The sequence below is a fragment of the Buttiauxella sp. B2 genome (genome assembly GCF_006376615.1).
Classification (GTDB): Bacteria; Pseudomonadota; Gammaproteobacteria; order Enterobacterales; family Enterobacteriaceae; genus Buttiauxella.
The window spans coordinates 1-20,607 of the sequence record NZ_VEXQ01000026.1 but is presented as its reverse complement, the minus strand read 5'-3'; the positions used below and the strand labels follow the sequence as shown (position 1 = coordinate 20,607).

Genomic DNA, 20,607 nt, shown 5'->3' with positions numbered 1-20,607 from the left:
CAAGGACCAGTACTGCTAAATCATGCAAATAATTTATTAATAACCCAATGGTCAGGTATCTTTTCGAGATAATTGGTTTCATAAGGTTATTATTTAAAAAATAGATTCCTCACTGTTATTAACTTAATGTCACCCCGATAACATACATGGCAAATGCATTATATTCTCTCGTTAATTTATAAATATATTTAGCAACGCTTCATATTTTTACAACTCTATTTTTAGCTATCTGAAATAATTAATTACCACAACATATATAACCACAATAAAATAATGGCAAATATTCTGTAGAATTCGAAGCACTCCCAACCTTAACACCTCACATACTCATTAGATAAAATCAATTACAATCAATACATTAAACTACAACCTCTTTATCCTGTGGTATGAAAAAAATTCATACATTCATAACAACTCAGGTAAGTCTGGCGTTATTAATCAATACTTAAATTTTTCTTTATCGGTGCTTAATTTGCACTTTCATACATTCCTGTCTATATCTTCAATATCCCCGAATGGAAATGATACAAAAGTATGAATTTTACATTTATATAAACTGATGCTCCGGTAGAAAATCAACATTTAACAATCATGTTAACCATCAATATTTTGGCGCTGGATCCGCTTGCTTTAAATTTTATCAATAGATGAGATCGCTATCACACTTTGTTCCGGGGAAATAATTTGCATGCATAAGCAGTCCTAATGACTACCCCAGTTCACACCGTATGGAGTGATAACAATGCGTTCAATATCAATCATCTCAAAACTTACTGGCGTAACGAATAATACTGAAGCTTCTGAAATTACGCTGGCCTCCCCTTCTATTGTAGAACTTAAAGCCGAACGCTCTGATATCGCAAGTATCGCGAGATCAAACCAGGATATGGTTATCACCCTGCGGGATGGCGAAGTCATTACCGTTAAAAATTTCTACGCTTTCGCCGATCAGGGCGGCAACCAGTTGGTGCTCGAAGACAGCAAAGGCGCATTGTGGTGGGTACAAGATACAGACTCAGCTTTTCACTTCGAGCATATCAACAACATTGATGAACTGATGGTTGCCACAGGAGCCGATTCGCATGGTGGCGCAGCTATTTGGCCATGGGTTCTGGGCGGTGTAGCTGTTGCTGGAGGGATTGCTCTTGCCGCAGGTGGGGGGGGCGGAGGCAGCGATAACTCGAACAATGGTGGTAATCCGAATCCTCCACCTCCGGCGGGTGATACAACTCCACCTGCGGCACCAACAAATCTGAATGTCTCGGCAGACGGTAAAACGATCACCGGTACTGCAGAACCGGGTAGCACGGTAACAATTACAGATAGCAACGGCCAGGTTATTGGGCAGGGCACAGCGGGCAGCGATGGAAATTTCTCGATTCCGCTCACCAACCCACAAATTAGCGGCGAAGATCTGACAGCGCACGCCACCGATCCCTCAGGGAATACAGGCTCTGATGCGGTCGTCGTTGCCCCAAATATTCCGTTACCGGACGCACCAGCACTCACCAACGTTGTCGATGACGTTGCACCAGTGACAGGTACCGTCCCGAATACTCAATCCACCAACGATAACACCCCTACGCTTCAGGGCATCGGCCAGGCTGGAACCACCGTTCATATTTATGATAACGGAACAGAAATCGGCAGCTTGGTAGTCGGTGCAGACGGTAGCTGGAGCTACACACCAACGGCAGCATTACCTGATGGTTCCCATACATTTACCGTCACAGCAATCAATGAAAAAGGTGAAAGCGTCCCTTCTGCAAGTTATACGATAATTATCGATACGGTCGCACCCGATGCCCCGGTATTGGATCAACTACAAGATAAAACCGGGATATTTACAGGCGCAATCGGCAGCGGGGACAAAACTGATGAGAATAGACCAGGGCTAAATGGAACGGGTGAACCTGGCGATACTGTCACCATTTTCGATAACGGTGTACAGGTTGGGCAAACGACAGTCGGTGATGACGGGAAATGGAACTTCACACCTTCCCAACCGCTGGCCGATGGTAGCCATACGATCACCATGGAACAGACCGATCCCGCAGGTAACGTCAGTAAAACGGTTACCAGCCCTGCATTTGTAGTTGATCACACTCCGCCTGATGCCGCTGTAATCACTGATGTGAGCGTGAATGGTACAACCGTTACCGGTACCGCTGAACCTGGCGCTACCGTCACTATAACGGACACCAATAACGAGTTGCTTGGAACTGCGCAGGTCGGCACCGACGGCACTTTCACAGTCGACATAACTCCTGCACAAACGCATGGAGAGTCTCTGACTGCGCACATTCATGATGCAGCAGGTAACGTTGGCCCCGATACCCCTTTTGATGCTTCTAACTCCCAACTCCCAACTGCACCAGAACTCGACACCATTACCGACGATGCAGGAGTGAGCGTCGGCACGCTAAATAATGGCCAGTCGACTGACGATACTACCCCAACGCTAAGCGGAACCGCCGAAGCTGGAAATACCGTCACTGTCTACGACAACGGTGTATTGATAGGAAGTGTGGTTGCTGATGGAACCGGTATCTGGAGTTTCACCCCAACAGCGTTATCCGATGGCCCGCATGAGTTCACGCTTGCAGCTACCAATACCTTCGGCATTAGCGGAACTTCGGCTGGATTTACCGTCACGGTTGATACCATCGCACCACTCGCACCATCCGATATGCTCGTTTCAGACGATGGCTTGCATGTTACCGGGAGTGCTGAGCCGAACAGCAAAATTACCATTACCGATGGCAGCGGTAATGTCATCGGCACTGGCATTACAGGCAGTGATGGTAAATTTGATGTCACTCCTTTAACGCCCGCACAAATCAACGGCCAAACTTTGCTTGCCACCGCAACAGATGCCGCTGATAACAAAAGTGATACTGCCGCCGCATTCGCACCGGACCACATCGCACCCGACGCACCGACAAATGTGCATATTAATAATGAAGGTACCGTCGTCACCGGCAACGCTGAGGCAGGTAGCACCGTAACAGTCAGCGACAGTAATGGTAATCCACTTGGCAGCAGCCAGGTGGGATCCGACGGCGCCTTTACCGTCACGATTACGCCAGCACAAACCAACGGTGAAACACTGGAAGTTTCAGCAAAAGATAATGGCGGTAATGTCGGCCCCAATACGCCTGTTGATGCGCCAGACACAACCACTCCAGTGCTGCCAGTTATCACCCACGTCATTGATGATGTTGCAAATCATACTGGCGATGTAGCCAACGGCGCGACAACCAACGACAGCAAGCCAGAAATTCAGGGCACTGCCGAAGAAGGCTCGACGGTAAAAATTTATGACAATGGTACGTTCCTGGGCAGCACTACCGCAGGTGCAGGGGGCGTCTGGAGCTTTACCCCAACTACTGATCTTGGCCAGGGTTTGCATAACCTGACGGTTACCGCGACTGACGCCGGAAATAACACGAGCCCGGCCGCCTCGTTCAGTGTAGTCGTTGACACAATTGCACCGCAGGCTCCAGCCATCACACTGGTCAACGACGACGCCAGTCCGATTACCGGTCCAGTCCAGAACAACGGGTCGACAAACGATCAAACTCCCACCCTCCACGGCACTGGTGAACCTGGTTCAATCCTCACACTTTTGGATGGCACAACGATACTCACTACGCTGACAATAGACGCGTCCGGTACCTGGAGTTATACCCCGACGAACCCACTGTCTGTTGGGAATCATACATTTACCGTCACAGCCGAAGATGCGGTGGGTAATGCCACCTTACCTTCAGCTGGATTCACCATTAATGTGGATATCACTGCACCAACCACGCCTGTAATTACGACAGTTCAGGACGACGTCGGCACAATCAAAGGCACACTGGCACCGAATGGTGCCACCGATGACATTCAACCGCAGGTTAACGGCACCGGAGAACCAGGTTCGACCGTCACCTTGTACGATGGCTCGACTGCTGTCGGCAGCGCCCTGGTAGGGCTTGATGGTAAATGGAGCATCACCCCATCGCAGCCGTTAAGTGAAGGGCCACATACGCTGAATGCTATTGCCACTGATGCAGCGGGCAACGCAAGTACTGCCGCCACCTTTAGCCTGACTGTGGATACGACTCCACCAGCCGCACCGTTTATTCTCACCGCTGAAGGTAACATTGGCGGCAGCCCCACTACATTAACCAGCGGCGGTAGCACCCAAAGCAGCGCCCCAACACTCACCGGTTCTGGGGAACCTGGGGCAACAATCAACATTTACGATAACAGTGGCACCACACTGATTGGTACGGTGATCGTTCCTGCTGGTGGCACATGGACATTTACCCCAACGTTTGGAGAAGGTTCCCATACACTAACCGCAGTCGCGACCGATCCTGCGGGTAACGTCGGCCTGCCTTCCACAGGATTTATCCTGACAGTCAACTCCACTCCACCAACAGCACCGGGCATACCGGCAGTCACCGATGACCAGGCTCCGGGGTTAGGCACAATTAGCAATGGTGGCAGCACTAACGACACCACGCCAACCATATCCGGAACGGACGGCACAGCTGGCGATATCATCACGATTCTCGATAACGGCGCGCCTATCGGCACCACAGCGGTCAGAGCGGATGGTAGCTGGAGCTTTACGCCAGTGACGCCTATTACTGGGCCAGATCATGTGATTAGCGTGACCGAAAGCGACCAGGCCGGTAACAAAAGCCCGGCATCCGGAACAGTTGCTTTCACCCTGGATACCACGCCACCCGACGCACCAACCATTACCACCGCGGACGATAACGCCGGCGCGGTGCAATTGCCGCTTGGAACCGGCAGCGTCACCGATGACAACACGCCAACGTTCCACGGCACCGGAGTAAATGGCGATACCATCACGTTGTATAGCGACAATACAGTTATAGGAACGGCAACGGTATCGGGTGGGGTATGGACGATTACAACAACACCACTTTCTGACGGGCCACAGGATATTACTGCAACAGCAACCGATGCTGCGGGCAACATGAGTATTCCGTCTGCCGACTTTACACTGACGGTCTACACCACGCCACTCACCGCCCCGGTTGTAACAGGAATTGTTGATAACGTAGGTGCAATTCAAACACCGTTGATGAATGGCAGTGTTACCGATGACACAACACCAACGTTCAACGGGACTGGTACCGTTGGCAGCACGGTGGCTATTTATGACAACGGTGGAACCACGCCGATTGGCACCGCAGTCGTCGGCGCGAATGGCACATGGACAATCACTCTGCCTGCACTGAGTGAAACCTCGCACTCGCTTACAGTGGGTGCCACCGATCCAGCTGGCAACTCCATTGGGCCATCTGCACCACTCGTTATCACTGTCGATTTAACCCCACCGTTAGCGCCAGATTCAGTTGTCATCTCCAACGACGGCACCGTGGTCACGGGCAACGCTGAGGCCAACAGCACCGTCATTATCAAAGACGCTGGCGGAAATGAAATTGGTCGGGGAACAACCACCGCTGGAGGGACGTTTACCGTCACTATTGCGCCAGCGCAAACGGGCAGCGAAGCCTTAACGGCGATTGCACAGGATCAGGCAGGAAACCAGGGGGCGGCTGCTGATTTCGCCGGTTCTGGCTCCGGTCTGCCGCCAGCACCTGTTATTACCGATGCCCTGGATGATGTTGGGGCTGTTACCGGCCCGGTCGCCAATGGTGGTAGTACGGACGACACAACACCGACACTGAACGGTACGGCAGTAGCCGGGGCTGAAGTCAGCATTTATCAGGACGGCATATTGCTCACCTTCATACCTCCCGTGATTGCCGATATTTCAGGTAACTGGAGTTACCAAATCCCCGCAGGCCTGTCCGAAGGTTCGCATACCTTTACCGTTAGCCAGACCGTTGGTAGTTTGGCCAGTGGTCAGTCACCCGTCTTTACTATCACTGTCGACACAACCGCGCCAACAGCTCCTGTTATCACCTCTGTCGCTGACGATGTGGCACCGATAACGGGCAATGTAACTAGTGGCCAGGCCACCAACGATCCACGCCCAACAATCACAGGATCAGGTGAAATTGGTTCAACTATCACGATCCTCGATAACAACATTTCGATCGGCACTGCACTAGTCGGCGCTGGCGGAACATGGACATTCACACCGTCAAGCGATCTGATTAACGGTTCGCACCCAATCACCGTAACCTCGACAGATGCCGCAGGCAACGTAAGCGCCCCCTCTACTCGCTTCTCGGTAAATGTGGATACCCTCACAACAGCACCAGTTATTACGACAGTCGCTGACAACGTAGGCACACCTGGTCCCGTTGTTTCCGGCGTGCCGACCAATGACAACATGCCAACCTTTACTGGCACGGCAGAGGCAAATTCCACTCTCACCATCAGCGACAACGGCAGTGTTATCGCTATTGTTCCGGTCGATGGCACAGGTAACTGGACCTACACCCCGAACCCAGCGTTAACAGATGGCAGCCACAACCTGACTATTACCGCCACCGATTCGGCTGGCAACGTCAGTTCAGCCACCACTTTTAATGCTGTCGTTGATACCTTTGCGCCTGTCGTCCCTGCGATTACGCTGGTAGTGGATGACCAGACGCAACTGGGCAGCAACCTGCCGTTGACCAACGGTCAGTTGACCAAAGACACCCTGCCAACCATCAGCGGAACCAGCGAAGCCAATGCCACCATCACCCTTTACGATGGGACAACCGTAATTGGCACCGTCAAAGCAGATGGCACTGGTACATGGACATTAGTGCCTGATGCACCACTGAATCAAGGCAGCAACATCCTGACGGTTACCGCTACCGACGCGGCGGGCAACATCAGTAATCCGTCGTCGTCATTCGTTGTGCAGGTAGATTCTGTCGCACCAACTCCACCAGCAATTTTGACCGTGACCGATAACACCGCGCCTAATATTGGGCCAATCACCAGCGGGCAGCCAACTAACGAAACGCGACCAGCAATAACCGGTTCGGGCGAAGTAGGTTCCACCATCACCGTTTACGATGGCAGCACTGCACTTGGCACGGCAACGGTTGGTACTGGCGGAAACTGGAGCTTTACCCCACCAACGGAACTGGGTAGCGGCTCGCATACTCTGACCGTCACTGCCACAGATCCCGCGGGCAATATCAGCGCACCTTCTGCGAGCTTTAACGTGGTGATCGATATCACCACGCCTGTCGCACCGGCTATAACGGCTGTTGCTGACGATGTGGGTGCAGTCACCGGTAATTTAACCAACGGTCAGACTACTGACGATACTCGTCCGGCAATTAGCGGCACGGCAGAGGACGGTTCTACTGTCACTCTTTACGACAACGGCACGCTAATTGGTACTGCAGTCGCAGCCGGCGGCGTGTGGAATTTCACGCCAGGTGCAGAGGCGCCACTTGGCAGCGGCAATCATGCGTTTACGGCCACCACCACCGATACTGCGGGTAACGTCAGTCCGCTATCGCCTGCATTTAATATCGTTATTGATACTACCGCGCCTACGGCACCGATCGTAATTCAGGCATTTGATGATGTCGGCCCGGTCACGGGTCCGCTGGTCAGTGGGCAGTCAACCAACGACAGCCAACCTGCACTGAGCGGAACGGCGGAAGCCAATTCCACGGTAAACATTTACGATAACGGCGCTTTTCTCGGCGCCACAACAGCCTCACCAACCGGCACCTGGAGCTTTACACCGTCAACACCATTGCCGAATCTCGTTCATGTCTTCACCGCCACCTCTACCGATGCGGCAGGCAACCTTGGTGCGGTGTCAGGAAGCTTCACGTTGACTATCGATACCGTTGCACCGACGACGCCAGTTCTGACTTCGGTAGTAGATGATGTGACGGGGGGCGTATTTAACAACCCACTCACCAGTGGACAAGTCACTAACGATGCCCGCCCAACGCTGAACGGCACAGCCGAAGTGGGCAGTACCGTCGCCATCTTTGACGGGGCTACACAAATTGGCAGTGTTACGGTTCCTGCTGGCGGCAACTGGACATTCACGCCAACGACCCCACTCACAACTGGCCTTCATACATTTACGATTACGGCGACCGATACGGCGGGTAACGTCAGTGGCACAACCACAGGCTTTGCCATAACGGTCGACACCACCGCACCTGGCACGCCAGTTATTACCTCAATTGTTGACGATGTTGCCGGCGGAGTGTTTAACAACCCGCTTGCCAATAACCAGACAACTAACGATAACCTTCCAACGCTTAACGGCACGGCAGAAGCCGGATCGACCGTCGCTATTTATGACAAAGGTGTATTTGTAACCAACGTCACCGCCAGCGGCACTGGTGCCTGGACTTATACCCCGACAGCGCCTCTGCCAGAGGGAAACCACTCATTTACCGTTACCGCAACTGACCTGGCTGGCAACATTAGTGCCCCTTCTCTACCTTCAGTGATTGTAGTGGACACTACACCGCCAGCAGCACCTGCGGCTCTTGCCGTTAACGCGACAGGGACAACCGTAATCGGGACTGCCGAAGCGGGTAGCACGGTGACTATTACTACCAGCGCTGGAACCGTTCTCGGCACTGCAACGGCAGATGGTACAGGCAGTTTCAGCGTGGCAATAACGCCTGCACAAACTAACTCGCAAGCATTGCTCGCTTATGCCGTGGATAGCGCAGGTAACCAGGGAGTATCTACAGGATTTACCGCGCCATCGACCGCACTACCGGGAGTGCCAGTCATCACCAGCGTCGTCGATGACACCGCTCCTGTGACCGGAAACGTGGCTAACGGGCAAAACACCAACGACAACACACCAACGATCAACGGCACGGCGGATGTCGGCGCAACCGTCAGCATCTATAACAATGGTGTATTGATGGGTACCACGATTGCGGGAGCTGGCGGTATCTGGACTTATACCCCAACCGCACTGGGCGAAGGCACTCACGCTTTTACCGCAACAGCCACGAACGTGAATGGCACCGGTAGCCCGTCAGCAGTAGCGACAGTTATCGTTGATACCATTGCACCACTCGCCCCAACGGCCACGATCAGCGCCGATGGTTTCACAATCAGCGGCACAGCCGAAGCAAACAGCACGGTGACGATTACTCTGCCTGGCGGAGCAACGGTTACCACCACAGCCAACGGCAACGGTGCTTACAGTACGACACTGCCAACCCGCGAAATTGGGGGCGAGCAGCTTTCCGTTGCAGCTACCGATGCGGCAGGAAACGTATCGCCATCCGTCACCGCAATCGCACCGATTCTGCCGCTTGCCGCAGACGACAACGTGATCAATCTGGCGCTAACCAGTACCGCAACCGTTGCGCCACCGGTCCATTATAGTGACTACGGTGCCTTGCTGGTGGGCGCGCTGGGCAACACGTTATCCGTACTCGGCAACGATACGGCGCAAGTTGGCTTCACCATTGCCGCAGGCGGAACCGGGAATATCACTATTGATGCAGCCGCCACAGGCGTTGTGCTTTCGTTGCTTAATACGTTGGAAGTCGCGGTTCAGAAATATGATTCCGCAACTAACAGCTGGAGCACGGTTATCGACTCGTCGTTACCGCAGTTTGCGAGCCTGCTCACGCAGGGAACCAGCAATGTCACGATGAACATAACTGGACTGCCAGAAGGCACTTATCGCGTGGTGAGTTACAACACCAACCTGGTAGCGACCGGTTCACTGACCAGCCTTAATGTGAGCGTTGAGCAAATTAGCGCAGGGACCATCACCGGCGGGACGACGCATCCAGGTAACGTGATTACCGATATTGACCCACACAGCGGCCAGGATACCGCCCCCGCAGGTACGCTCGTCACCGCTGTGACCAACGCTCAAGGCACAATTACACAGGTAGGCGCTGGCGGTGCGGATATCCAGGGGCAATACGGCACGCTGCATATTAATCAGGATGGCAGCTATACCTATACTTTAACCAACACGTCTGCTTCGGTGATTGGGCGCACCGAAAACTTCACCTACACCATCACCTACAATGGCACGACTGCATCGGCTCATCTTGTGGTAACGCTGGGTAACCCGACGCCAGCCAGCACCGTGACTGCTACGGATAACACGGCGTCGCTGACTTACAGTACTGACGTTGAAGCGGTAAACCACGGTGCCTCATCGCAAAATGGTGTATCCGTACTGAGTGTGGGAGTGGGCAATGTGTTGAGTGCGAATTTGCTCGCCAACATGTCCAACCCGATAATCTTTAACGTCGATGACGGGTCGACGCGCACCATGACGTTACAGGCGAGCGTGGGTGGAGTGGCCCTACTGTCTACCTTCGATTTATATATCTACAAATTCAACGACGTCACTCAGCAGTTCGAACAGTATCAGGTGCAAAAAGCCTGGCTTACTGCACCGTTGCTAGGCGGTACTTCGGGGCAATTAACATTAGCGTTGCCGGGCGGCGAGTATCTGTTCCTGCTCAATAATGCCAGTGGCGTGTCAGTGCTGACCGGTTATACGCTGAATATCCTGCAAGATCATACCTATGCCGTGGAAAGCGAGAGCGCGACGACGACTGGAAATGTGTTACAGGATGACATTGTCACGAGTGGCACCGGCCACGTCACCCAAGTGAACGGTGTTTCCATTGCCGCCACGGGCACGACAACGATTAATGGCGAATACGGGGTGCTGACCATTGATGCCAACGGTAACTACACCTATAAATTGAATGCGGGTGTGGGTGCAGATAGCATCAAAACGCCAGATAGCTTCGTTTATACCGTGACCGCAACAAACGGTGATACCGGCACCGCATCGCTGAATATCACCGCAACACCGCATGCTGTTGATGCGGTTAACGATACCAGCGCGTTAATGGCGGTTAGCACGGCGCAAAATACTGCGGTTTATTCGGATACAAGTGTTGGGTCGGCATCATGGGCGGCAAAACTACTTTCAGCAACATCAGGGAGTGGCAACGGCACTTTCGTGGTGGCAAACAACGACGTCCTGCATAACCCGGTATTGCATTTTACTGTGCAATCGCTGTTGTCCCTGGGGGGACTGAATGTTGACTGGAACATTACCAACAGCGCCGGCACGGTGGTAAAAAATGGCTCATTCAATGGTGGCCTGTTGTTAGGTGGTGTGGCAAACATTGATTTGAGCGGGCTGGATCTCCCGGCAGGGACCTATACGCTGAACTACACCGGGAACATGGGAGCGCTGGCGGCGGGACAAATCACCATAACCCCAACGATAACCGGCACCACCCTCGATATCGACAGCTATTCAACCATTGCCAACGCCGTTCACGGCAATATCTACGACGGTAGCGATGCTTCTGGCGCAGTAGACCAATTGGGTAGCGTTCACTCCCTGCTAAGCATCACCGGTTATAACGGTGTCACCACCACGCTTAATCCGCTGACCGATAGCAGCTCAACAGCTACGATTCAGGGGCATTACGGCACATTAGTGATGGGGATTGATGGCTCGTACACCTACACCCTCAACGCCGGTCTTTCACCTGCGGCAATTACCTCGAAGGAGACGTTTAATTACTCCCTGAACGACCAGAACGGTCATACCGACAACGCCACATTGACCATCAACATGAACCCGCAGTTTGTCAGCACCGCGCAAAGCGATGTGATTAACGGTTCGGTCTATGGCGACACATTGGTTTATCACCTGCTAAACAGCGCCGACGCCACGGGCGGCAACGGTGCGGATACCTGGAATAATTTCACACTGGCACAAGGTGACCAGATAAACATCCACGACTTGCTGGTGGGTTGGAACCCCGCGACATCCAACATCGCCAATTACCTGACCGTCACCACCAGCGGCAATAACACCGTTATTTCCATTGACCGCGATGGTACCGGCGCAACCTACCACACCACCACACTCGTTACCCTGGAGAACACACAAACCACGCTCGATGAGCTAGTACAGCAAAACCATATTGTTACCTGATAGTCGGCAAAAAATCCCCGGGCGCAAAGATGCCCGGGGAGAAAACTAAAACGTAGTGACATTTATTAGGGATAAATAATGGGAAAATTGCAGCCTGTAGCTTTATGGCTGGCGTATAGCCTGTGTGTAGCCCAGGCGTATGCCGATGACACTCCACAATTTATTTCGACTGAAGGAATTGCCCAACAACAAGAACTCCCCGCGCTTGATGGCTCTTCTTCGCTGCCGCTAAACGCCCCTGCGCCTGGAACGCTGACACTTAACGACGCGGTAAATCGCGCAGTCACCTGGCATCCCACCATCAGCGAGGCTATCGGTAAACTTGCAGGCCAGGCCGAACAGGTCAACGTTGCGAAATCGAAATACTATCCGCAAGTCACCGCTGGGGTGAATAACGGTTACAGCAACAGCTACACAGACAGCGGTTTTAGCCCATCCCTTTTGTTATCCATTTCTCAGATGCTCTACGACTTCGGTAAAGTTTCAAGCCAGGTTCGAGCTGAAAGCGCGGGGGTTGCGCAGGAACAAGCCAACGTACTGGTCAGCATTGATAATGTCGGCCACGACACCGCCATCACCATGGTTCAGGTGCAAATGTGGCAGCAAATGGTGAACATTGCGAAGGAACAGTTGGATGCCCTGAGCGCGATAGGCCGTTTGACTCAGCAGCGTAACGACGAAGGCGCCAGCTCAATGTCGGATGTGGTGCAGACCAATGCGCGTATTGAATCCGCACGTTCACAATTGATTCAGTATCAGGCCAATCTGGACAGCGCCCAGGCCACATTAATGAGCTGGCTGGGCTGGAACAACCTTAACGGCATCAGTAATGCGTTCCCGGACAAACTCGGCAAAAGTTGCGATATCAACAAACCGGATGACCGGCTAGTACCTGCCGTTCTGGCATCCTGGGCACAAGCCAGTGTTGCGCAGGCAAACCTGGATTACGCTAATGCGCAGATGACACCGACCATCTCGCTCGAACCCTCCGTTCAGCATTATATGAACGATAAATACGCCAGCCACGAAGTGCTGGATCGCACGCAATATTCTGCCTTTATTAAAGTCGAAATGCCCCTTTACCAGGGGGGCGGATTAACTGCTCGCCGCAACGCCGCAAGCCATGCAGTTGATGCGGCGCAGTCCGGCGTCCAGCGCACACGTCTTGATATTCGCCAGAAGCTAATGGAATCACGCGCTCAGGCGCTCAGCCTGGTAGGTGCCGTTCAGGTGTTGCAACGTCAGGAAGAGCTAAGCGCACGTACCCGTGAACTGTATCAGCAGCAATATCTTGATTTGGGATCCCGCCCGTTATTAGACGTGCTTAACGCAGAACAAGAAGTTTTTCAGGCGCGTTTCGCACAGTTGCAGACTGTCAGTCAACTTCATCAATTGCAGCTCAACTGTCTGTATAACAGTGGCCGGTTGCGCAACGCATTTGGTCTGGAACATCGCACCATCCAGTCACTGGAGATCCAGCCATGAGCAACATTCCTCCTGTTGATGAGTTACTTACCGAGCAAGCGCTGAGCAACTGGGCACAGGCTATCAGCCATGTCGCCGCCCATTATCGAGTCGTCTGCTCGCCTGGCGCGATTCAGGCTAACGCCCCGTGGTTTAAAGATAAAGGTCTGCTTTCTGCGCTTACGCAGTTATCGCGCCAGGCGGGGCTCTCTTTTCATCTGTTAAGCGCTCCTGAGCTTGCGATTTCACAATGGCGGCTTCCGGTGGTTGTGGACTTAAAAAGCGGGCAACTGGCGGTTATCGAGCATTTTGACGGCGAAGATACCGTGGATATATGCGTTATCGATGATGGGCGCCAAACCAACCGCGTAGCACTCAGCGAACTCCTGCCAGAAATCCGCTTCGTTGCTGCGTTACGCCCGCTTTCTGCGCTAAAAGACAGCCGCGTAGACGCTTATATTTCACGCTTTAGCCCAGACTGGCTGAAGCAGTTGGTGATGCGGGACTGGCGGCCCTACGGCCCGGTAATGCTGGCAGCGTTTTTGGTCAATGTCCTTTCGCTTTCTGGCATTCTTTTCTCAATGCAGGTCTATGATCGGGTGATCCCGGCGCAGTCATACCCCACGCTCTACGTACTCGCTTCAGGCGTAATGCTGGCGGTGATCTTTGGTTTTCTGCTGCGCGTGGCGCGTGGCCATATTATGGATGTGCTTGGCAAACGGGCGGATATGCGCGTTTCAGATCGCGTATTCAGCCATGCTTTACGTTTGCGTAACAGCGCTGTCCCCCGATCCACTGGCAGCTTTATTTCCCAGCTTCGCGAACTGGAACAGATCCGCGAAATGATCACTTCATCGACGATCTCAACGATCGTCGATTTACCCTTCTTTTTCATGTTTATCCTCGTTCTTGCGATCATCGCCCCGCAATTGGCCTGGATTGCCCCCGTCGCTGCCGTCCTGATGGTGTTGCCTGGCCTTCTACTGCAAAAGAAACTGGCCATGCTTGCCAACCAGTCCGCACATGAAGCCACGTTACGCAATGCGGTGTTGGTCGAGAGCGTGCAAGGGCTGGAAGATATCAAGCTGATGCAGGCGGAAAATCGCTTTTTGCAACAATGGAACAGTTACATCCGCATTACCGCTGAGTCCGGCCTGCGCACCCGCCAACTGACGCAAGGGCTTATCAGTTGGGGGATGACTATTCAAAGCCTGGTGTATGCGGCGGTGATTTTATTTGGCGCGCCGCTGGTGATTGAAGGTGACATGACAACCGGTGCAATGGTTGCCGCCTCCATGTTGGCGTCCCGCATGATTGCGCCGATGGCAAACTTGTGCGGCGTGCTGGCACGGTGGCAGCAAGTCAAAGCGGCGAAGCAAGGACTGGACAGCATTATGCAGTTGCCAGTCGAAACTCAGCGCGATGAAAGCCTGGTTCATCAGGACATTTTTCACGGCCACTATCTCTTTGAAAATGCACAATTTCGCTACCACAGCGACGATCAGATAATTCCTCTGCGCATCACCCGTCTGGAAATACTGCAAGGTGAACGAATCGCGGTGCTCGGACGCAATGGTGCGGGCAAATCGACACTACTACAGGCTTTAGCGGGCGGCGTAGATTTGGTGAGTGGCGATGTACGTCTCGACAACCTGAGCATGACGCAAATTGATATGGCCGATCTGCGGCGCAATATCGGTTTCCTCAGCCAAAACGCCCGCCTGTTTTATGGCACCCTGCGCGAAAATCTGACGTTGGGAGCACCACATGCCAGCGATGAATCCATTTTCGAAGTGCTTGAGATAAGCGGCGCGGGCAACTTTGTGAAGCACCTACCGAAAGGGCTCGACCACGGCATTATGGAAGGTGGCGCTGGGCTATCGGGCGGGCAACGACAGTCCATCTTGCTGGCCCGTATGCTGCTGCGCGCCCCCAATATTGTATTGCTTGATGAACCCACCGCTTCACTGGATGACCACACCGAACGCGAATTTATCCAGCGCCTGGGGCAATGGCTTGGTAACCGCACATTGATTGTCGCCACACACCGGCTACCAATGCTCGAACTGGTGGAACGTGTGCTGGTTCTGAAGGATGGGCAACTGGTGATGGATGCACCGAAGGCGCAAGCGCTGAGTAACAGCCGCGCGGCTGCACAGGCAAACGAACGGGGGTGGAAAAATGAAAATCAGTCAGCGTGATGTCGCCATCGACGACCCTGATATTCAGCGTGAAAATGAATTCTCGGGAGCCAGCCGTATTATCACCATCAGCGTCATACTCTTTATTTTACTCGGTATCTGGGCATGGTTTGGCAAGCTTGATGAAGTCTCAACCGGCACAGGGAAAGTCGTCCCCAGCTCGCGCGAACAGGTGCTGCAATCCCTCGACGGCGGTATTGTCACCGAAGTACTGGTACATGAGGGGGACAAAGTTGAAGCGGGGCAAATCGTCGCACGTCTCGACCCTACCCGTTCCGAATCCAACGTTGGCGAGAGTTCTGCACGTTATCGCGCATCACTCGCTTCCAGCGTGCGGCTTAACGCGGAAGTGAACGATCTTCAGCTTGTTTTCCCCGACTCACTGACAGCGTGGTCGGATTTAACCGCCTCCGAAACGCGGCTCTATAAAAGCCGCCGCGCACAGCTCAATGACTCAGCATCCGATATAAAAGACGCGCTGGTATCGGTCAACAAAGAGCTGGAGATAACCCAGCGCCTGGCAAAAAGTGGCGCCGCAAGCCATGTAGAAGTGCTGCGTCTGCAGAGACAGAAAAGCGACCTGCAGCTAAAAATTACTGATCTACGCTCACAGTATTACGTGCAAGCGCGCGAAGAGCTTTCCAAAGCTAACGCCGAAGTGGACATGCTTTCGGCGATTATCAAAGGCCGTGAGGATTCCGTGTCCCGCATGACTGTGCGTTCACCCATGCGCGGTATTGTGAAGAATATTCAGGTGACTACTATTGGAGGTGTAATCCCACCCAACGGCGAAATGATGGAAATCGTACCGGTTGATGACCATCTATTGATTGAAGCTCGCCTCTCCCCGCGCGATATCGCTTTTATCCACCCAGGACAGCGCGCATTGGTGAAAGTCACTGCCTATGATTACGCCATTTACGGCGGCCTTGAAGGTGAAGTGGAAACCATCTCCCCCGACACGATTCAGGACAAAGTTAAACCCGAAATCGTTTATTACCGGGTATTTATCCGCACCCATCAGGATTATCTGGTGAACAAATCTGGGTATCATTTCTCTATTTCGCCAGGGATGGTCGCCACCGTTGACATCAAAACCGGGCAAAAAACCATCGTCGATTACCTGATTAAACCGTTCAATCGCGCCCGTGAAGCGCTGCGCGAACGTTAACAAGGCTGAGGGGTAGTAAGTGGTGCTACAACTCTGTTATACTTACAAAACACTTGTGGGGCTGATTCTGGATTCGACGGGATTCGCGAAACCCAAGGTGCATGCCGAGGGGCGGTTTGCCTCGTAAAAAGCCGCAAAAAAATAGTCGCAAACGACGAAAACTACGCACTAGCAGCTTAATACCCTGCTTAGAGCCTTCTCTCCCTAGCTTCCGCTCTTAAGACGGGGATCAAGAGAAGTCAAACCCAAAAGAGATCGTGTGTAAACCTTGCCTGGGGTTGAAGCACTAAAACTAATCAGGATAGTTTGGTAATGGCGTGTCTATCCGCAGTTGCCCGGCGAATGTAAAGATATGACTAAGCATGTAGTACCGACGGTCTAGTAATTTCGGACGCGGGTTCAACTCCCGCCAGCTCCACCACTTAGGATAGGACAGTGCAAGGACTACACCTTGATAAACATGATGTTACGGCTCCAGACCGGACACTGTCGAGACACAAACGGGACTAAAAAGGATACGCAAAAGATACGCGGCTCCGGAGTCTCAGAAGAAACCCGCCTTGTGCGGGTTTTTTCGTTTCTGGGGCTTGCCCAAATCCCAAATAATTATTACTGTATAAAAACACAGTTAAATTATTGGAGAGTAACATGTACGTTGAACTCGTTTATGACAAACGCAATGTGGAAGGTCTGCCTGGCGCAAAAGAAATTATCCTGTCAGAACTGACGAAACGAGTGCATGGAATATTTCCTGCTGCTGATGTGCGTGTCAAACCGATGCAAGCCAACGCAGTAAACAGTGACTGCACGAAGACCGAAAAAGAAAAGATTAACCGGTTAGTTGAAGAGATGTTTGACGAGGCCGAGTTCTGGCTCGTTAGCGAGTAGCGCCTATGGACAACATGATCATTGGCGGAGTGAGAATTTACTTCCCGCGCCCTGGGGAAAAGCTCCCGGCGCCGTCTAACGACATTCGAACATTTGCTATCAAAAGCACATCAGGAACTCGCTGCTGCCTTCTGGAGTTTCGGCGCAGGGAATGGATTGTCCTGTCCCTGCCAGAATATGAAACCTCCGGAAAGGCGATTATGGAAGCTGTCCGGCAGGGTAAGTGTAACTGGCGGTAGTAAAAGTGCTAAAAGGATAATTCCCTCTTGCCAATTAGCACCAAAGGGGCTATTATTTATCACATGAGGTAGCGGAAAGGCCGCAGCCCAACCCCGAAAGGAAGAATGAGATGATAAATGACATGACCACAGCAGAACTTGAAAAAATCCATGCTGAAATTGCCAAACTGATGGCGGAAACAGCAAAGATTAACAGGGAAACGATGTGGTATCCGGTAGCATTAGCGACAGGGCTGATTGGCGCAGTAGCTACAGTGACAACCCTTCTCATCAAACTAGTTTAATAGGAAGCCCCGAAAGGGGCTTTTTGACAGGTGAACCATGCGATTAATCGACAATTACACTCCACCGACAGCAGACGATTTAAACCGTCTAAAAGAAACTCTCGGTTACACAGGTAACCAGATGGCTGACCTTGCAGGAGTTGCCAGCAACAGCCAGTGGAGGAAGTACACAGGAGGTGAAAGCCCTCGCGCAATGTCGCCTCATATTCTGTTCTACATGGCCGCACAGCAAGTGTTGAGTAAAAATGAACTCGACCGCGTATTAGACAAAATGAAAGAGATCGGGGCTTCATTCTAAGGATTTTATTAATGGATCGTAATAACATTAAATTGAGCATTATAATCCCATGTTATAATTCATCGGAATATATTGAAGAATGTTTGCTATCAGTCATTCAACACGCTAGGAACTCTATTGAAGTCATCATAGTTAATGATGGCTCAACCGATGATAGCTTCAAAGTTATCGAGAAAGTATTGGCTGGCTTTCCTGGAACAAATACCACACTGATAGACCAGGAAAACAAAGGCGTTTCTGTAGCACGAAACACCGGAATAGAACATTCCAGAGGCGAATACATCTGCTTTCTTGATGCGGATGATTTCTACTCCGATAAATTTTGGAGCATTGTACCTGATATAATTAACAATAGAAATTTTGACATTATAGAGTTTAACGGGAGTCAGTTTGAAGGAAGTACTGATAACATCGTGGAATATATAGATACCTGTTCAGTAACAGGCGAGATTGAGGTTTATAACTACAACGCATTGAGTCCAGTATTCAGGAAGTGCAAGTGGTACCCATGGACTAGAGTATTCAAAAAATCACTTTTCAGTAATATCTCTTTTCCCGAGAATCGGCTTTATGAAGATATGGTCACCATACCGAAGCTATACATCAAAAGCACAAGAATCATTGGGGTTAAAGAATCATTAGTATGGTATAGATTCCATAAAAATAGCATTACACAGACATTTAGAAAAAAAGACATCCCTGATTTATCTTATGTGCTAAGTGAGTATGTAAATATAGTTTCAGAGTGCAGAGACCCCAAAGAATTGAAATCGGTTATATACCCAACAGTGCATAGAGCATATAACCTTATCAAATATTTAATGGTAAACAACAAACATCATGAAATAACACCAGCGGATGTATCACTTATTAGAAAGTCACTAATGTTTTTCATACGTAATTTTAAAATCACAAAGCGAATTCAGATCTATTTTTTACCAATTTATTTCAGACTTATACTGGCTATTAGAAATAAATAGCCTATACAGAACTAACCGGCCAGTTGATATTCGGAGCTGCACTAATATCAACCCGACTCAACAGCACTCGGTGTTTTTTCCAGTTTCTCAGTGATGCAATTTCTTCATCAGTGGCCACTCCTAAATCTACAGCATCCTGAAGAGGTGCTATCGTGGCAGTTGCCTCTGCAAGAAGTTTCCGCCTTTTAATATCAGCCACCGCTACATTATCGATTGGTGCTGCTGTAATTCCCCCATCCTTATAAATAAACCCTCCACCAAGGGCTGTGTCTCCTGCATTTTTAAAATCCTCTGGTATGGTTTCTTTTTTCACTTCTACGACAATTTGGTTAATGGGGAATATTGCACTGGCATCAAATGAGAAATGGATAATTTCTCCTGTTTCAGGAGCGTATGATACCTTCAACGTTTCAGATGATAGCGTCTTTAACCATTTGTACCATTCATTACCTTGCTCATCTCTCAAGAAAGGAAAGTAAACCCCAGGTGATAATGCCACATAATATAAATCCATTTCCTCGGAAGACAGCATACGAACTTGATCAGCTGATAACTCCCTCATTGTTTCCATAGGATCGTATTGTTTAAAAATTCCAGATTTCATTATGCCACCCATGCTGTAATCCAGTTTCCATTGATGTCGTATTGAACATAACGGTATTGAATCGATGTGTAATCACTTTTTTGTTGTACTGCGGTTACCATTGCCCCATTAGGTGCATATGCAAATGCATCGTTATTATTCCCATTATTTGCAGTCCCTACTGAAGCAAGTCGTATACCAGCTTGAAGGAAGTTCGCTGCAACCCAACTTTGGGTTGCATATGGGCTTAAATCCTGCTGCGGTGGTATGTTGTTTGGGGAATACACGCGTACCCCTGGCGTATCGTATAATCCATTGCCCGCCTGAATTAAGCCCGCGCTGCTGATATTTCGTCCTGAGTAAATATCCTGTGTAGCACCAAGATAACCATTTACAGTAACATGTCCATCAGACTGGATATCTACTGATGGCCCCTGTCCGGCCCGCAGATGTAGGGTTTTATCATCTGAGGCATAGACTAGCCCCACTTCCTCGCCTGATGCGTTATGAAACCATAAATGTTTATTCCCACCGCCACGTATATAGATAGCGTTTTGAGCTAACTCT

At 51.2% G+C, this 20,607-nt stretch carries 10 protein-coding genes and 1 other RNA gene; 9 read left to right on the top strand and 2 right to left on the bottom strand.

Going from position 1 to position 20,607, the window contains the following annotated elements:
• Nucleotides 1-742 precede the first annotated feature (742 nt).
• The 9 genes from FH968_RS20305 to FH968_RS20270 all read left to right on the top strand — a co-directional run bounded on the left by FH968_RS20305 (nt 743) and on the right by FH968_RS20270 (nt 19,457).
• Nucleotides 743-11,932 (top strand): BapA/Bap/LapF family large adhesin, encoded by an 11,190-nt coding sequence (locus FH968_RS20305; protein WP_139882712.1) that lies wholly within the window; start codon nt 743-745, stop codon nt 11,930-11,932.
• A 78-nt stretch (nt 11,933-12,010) separates the two neighbouring features.
• Nucleotides 12,011-13,417 carry a TolC family outer membrane protein gene (locus FH968_RS20300; RefSeq protein ID WP_139882710.1) on the top strand — a complete coding sequence of 469 codons (1,407 nt, stop codon included), beginning with the start codon at nt 12,011-12,013 and terminating at the stop codon, nt 13,415-13,417.
• Nucleotides 13,414-15,597 carry a type I secretion system permease/ATPase gene (locus FH968_RS20295; protein ID WP_139882708.1) on the top strand — a complete coding sequence of 728 codons (2,184 nt, stop codon included), beginning with the start codon at nt 13,414-13,416 and terminating at the stop codon, nt 15,595-15,597. The genes FH968_RS20300 and FH968_RS20295 overlap by 4 nt, the downstream gene beginning before the upstream one ends.
• A 7-nt stretch (nt 15,598-15,604) precedes the next feature.
• Nucleotides 15,605-16,768 (top strand): HlyD family type I secretion periplasmic adaptor subunit, encoded by a 1,164-nt coding sequence (locus FH968_RS20290; protein WP_139882763.1) that lies wholly within the window; start codon nt 15,605-15,607, stop codon nt 16,766-16,768.
• A gap of 57 nt (nt 16,769-16,825) precedes the next feature.
• Nucleotides 16,826-17,189: a transfer-messenger RNA gene (gene ssrA, locus FH968_RS20285) on the top strand.
• A gap of 227 nt (nt 17,190-17,416) precedes the next feature.
• Complete coding sequence (locus FH968_RS20280) at nt 17,417-17,656, top strand: DinI-like family protein (RefSeq protein WP_139882706.1); 240 nt, start codon at nt 17,417-17,419, stop codon at nt 17,654-17,656.
• 349 nt (nt 17,657-18,005) lie between these two features.
• A complete protein-coding gene (locus FH968_RS23720; RefSeq protein WP_189389268.1) occupies nt 18,006-18,179 on the top strand; it encodes a hypothetical protein in 174 nt (57 codons plus the stop codon).
• A 37-nt stretch (nt 18,180-18,216) separates the two neighbouring features.
• Complete coding sequence (locus tag FH968_RS20275) at nt 18,217-18,477, top strand: XRE family transcriptional regulator (RefSeq protein ID WP_139882704.1); 261 nt, start codon at nt 18,217-18,219, stop codon at nt 18,475-18,477.
• Nucleotides 18,478-18,488: 11 nt separating this feature from the next.
• Entirely contained in the window at nt 18,489-19,457 is a 969-nt protein-coding gene (locus tag FH968_RS20270) for a glycosyltransferase (protein ID WP_139882702.1), read from the top strand.
• 1 nt (nt 19,458) lies between these two features.
• On the opposite strand, the gene FH968_RS20265 is transcribed toward FH968_RS20270, so the two are convergent.
• Both FH968_RS20265 and FH968_RS23715 read right to left on the bottom strand, forming a co-directional pair.
• Nucleotides 19,459-20,061 carry a tail fiber assembly protein gene (locus tag FH968_RS20265; RefSeq protein WP_189389258.1) on the bottom strand — a complete coding sequence of 201 codons (603 nt, stop codon included), beginning with the start codon at nt 20,059-20,061 and terminating at the stop codon, nt 19,459-19,461.
• Nucleotides 20,061-20,607, bottom strand: a 547-nt coding sequence (locus FH968_RS23715; RefSeq protein ID WP_223271352.1) for a hypothetical protein, incomplete at its 5' end; no start/stop codon positions are given. The genes FH968_RS20265 and FH968_RS23715, both read right to left, overlap by 1 nt.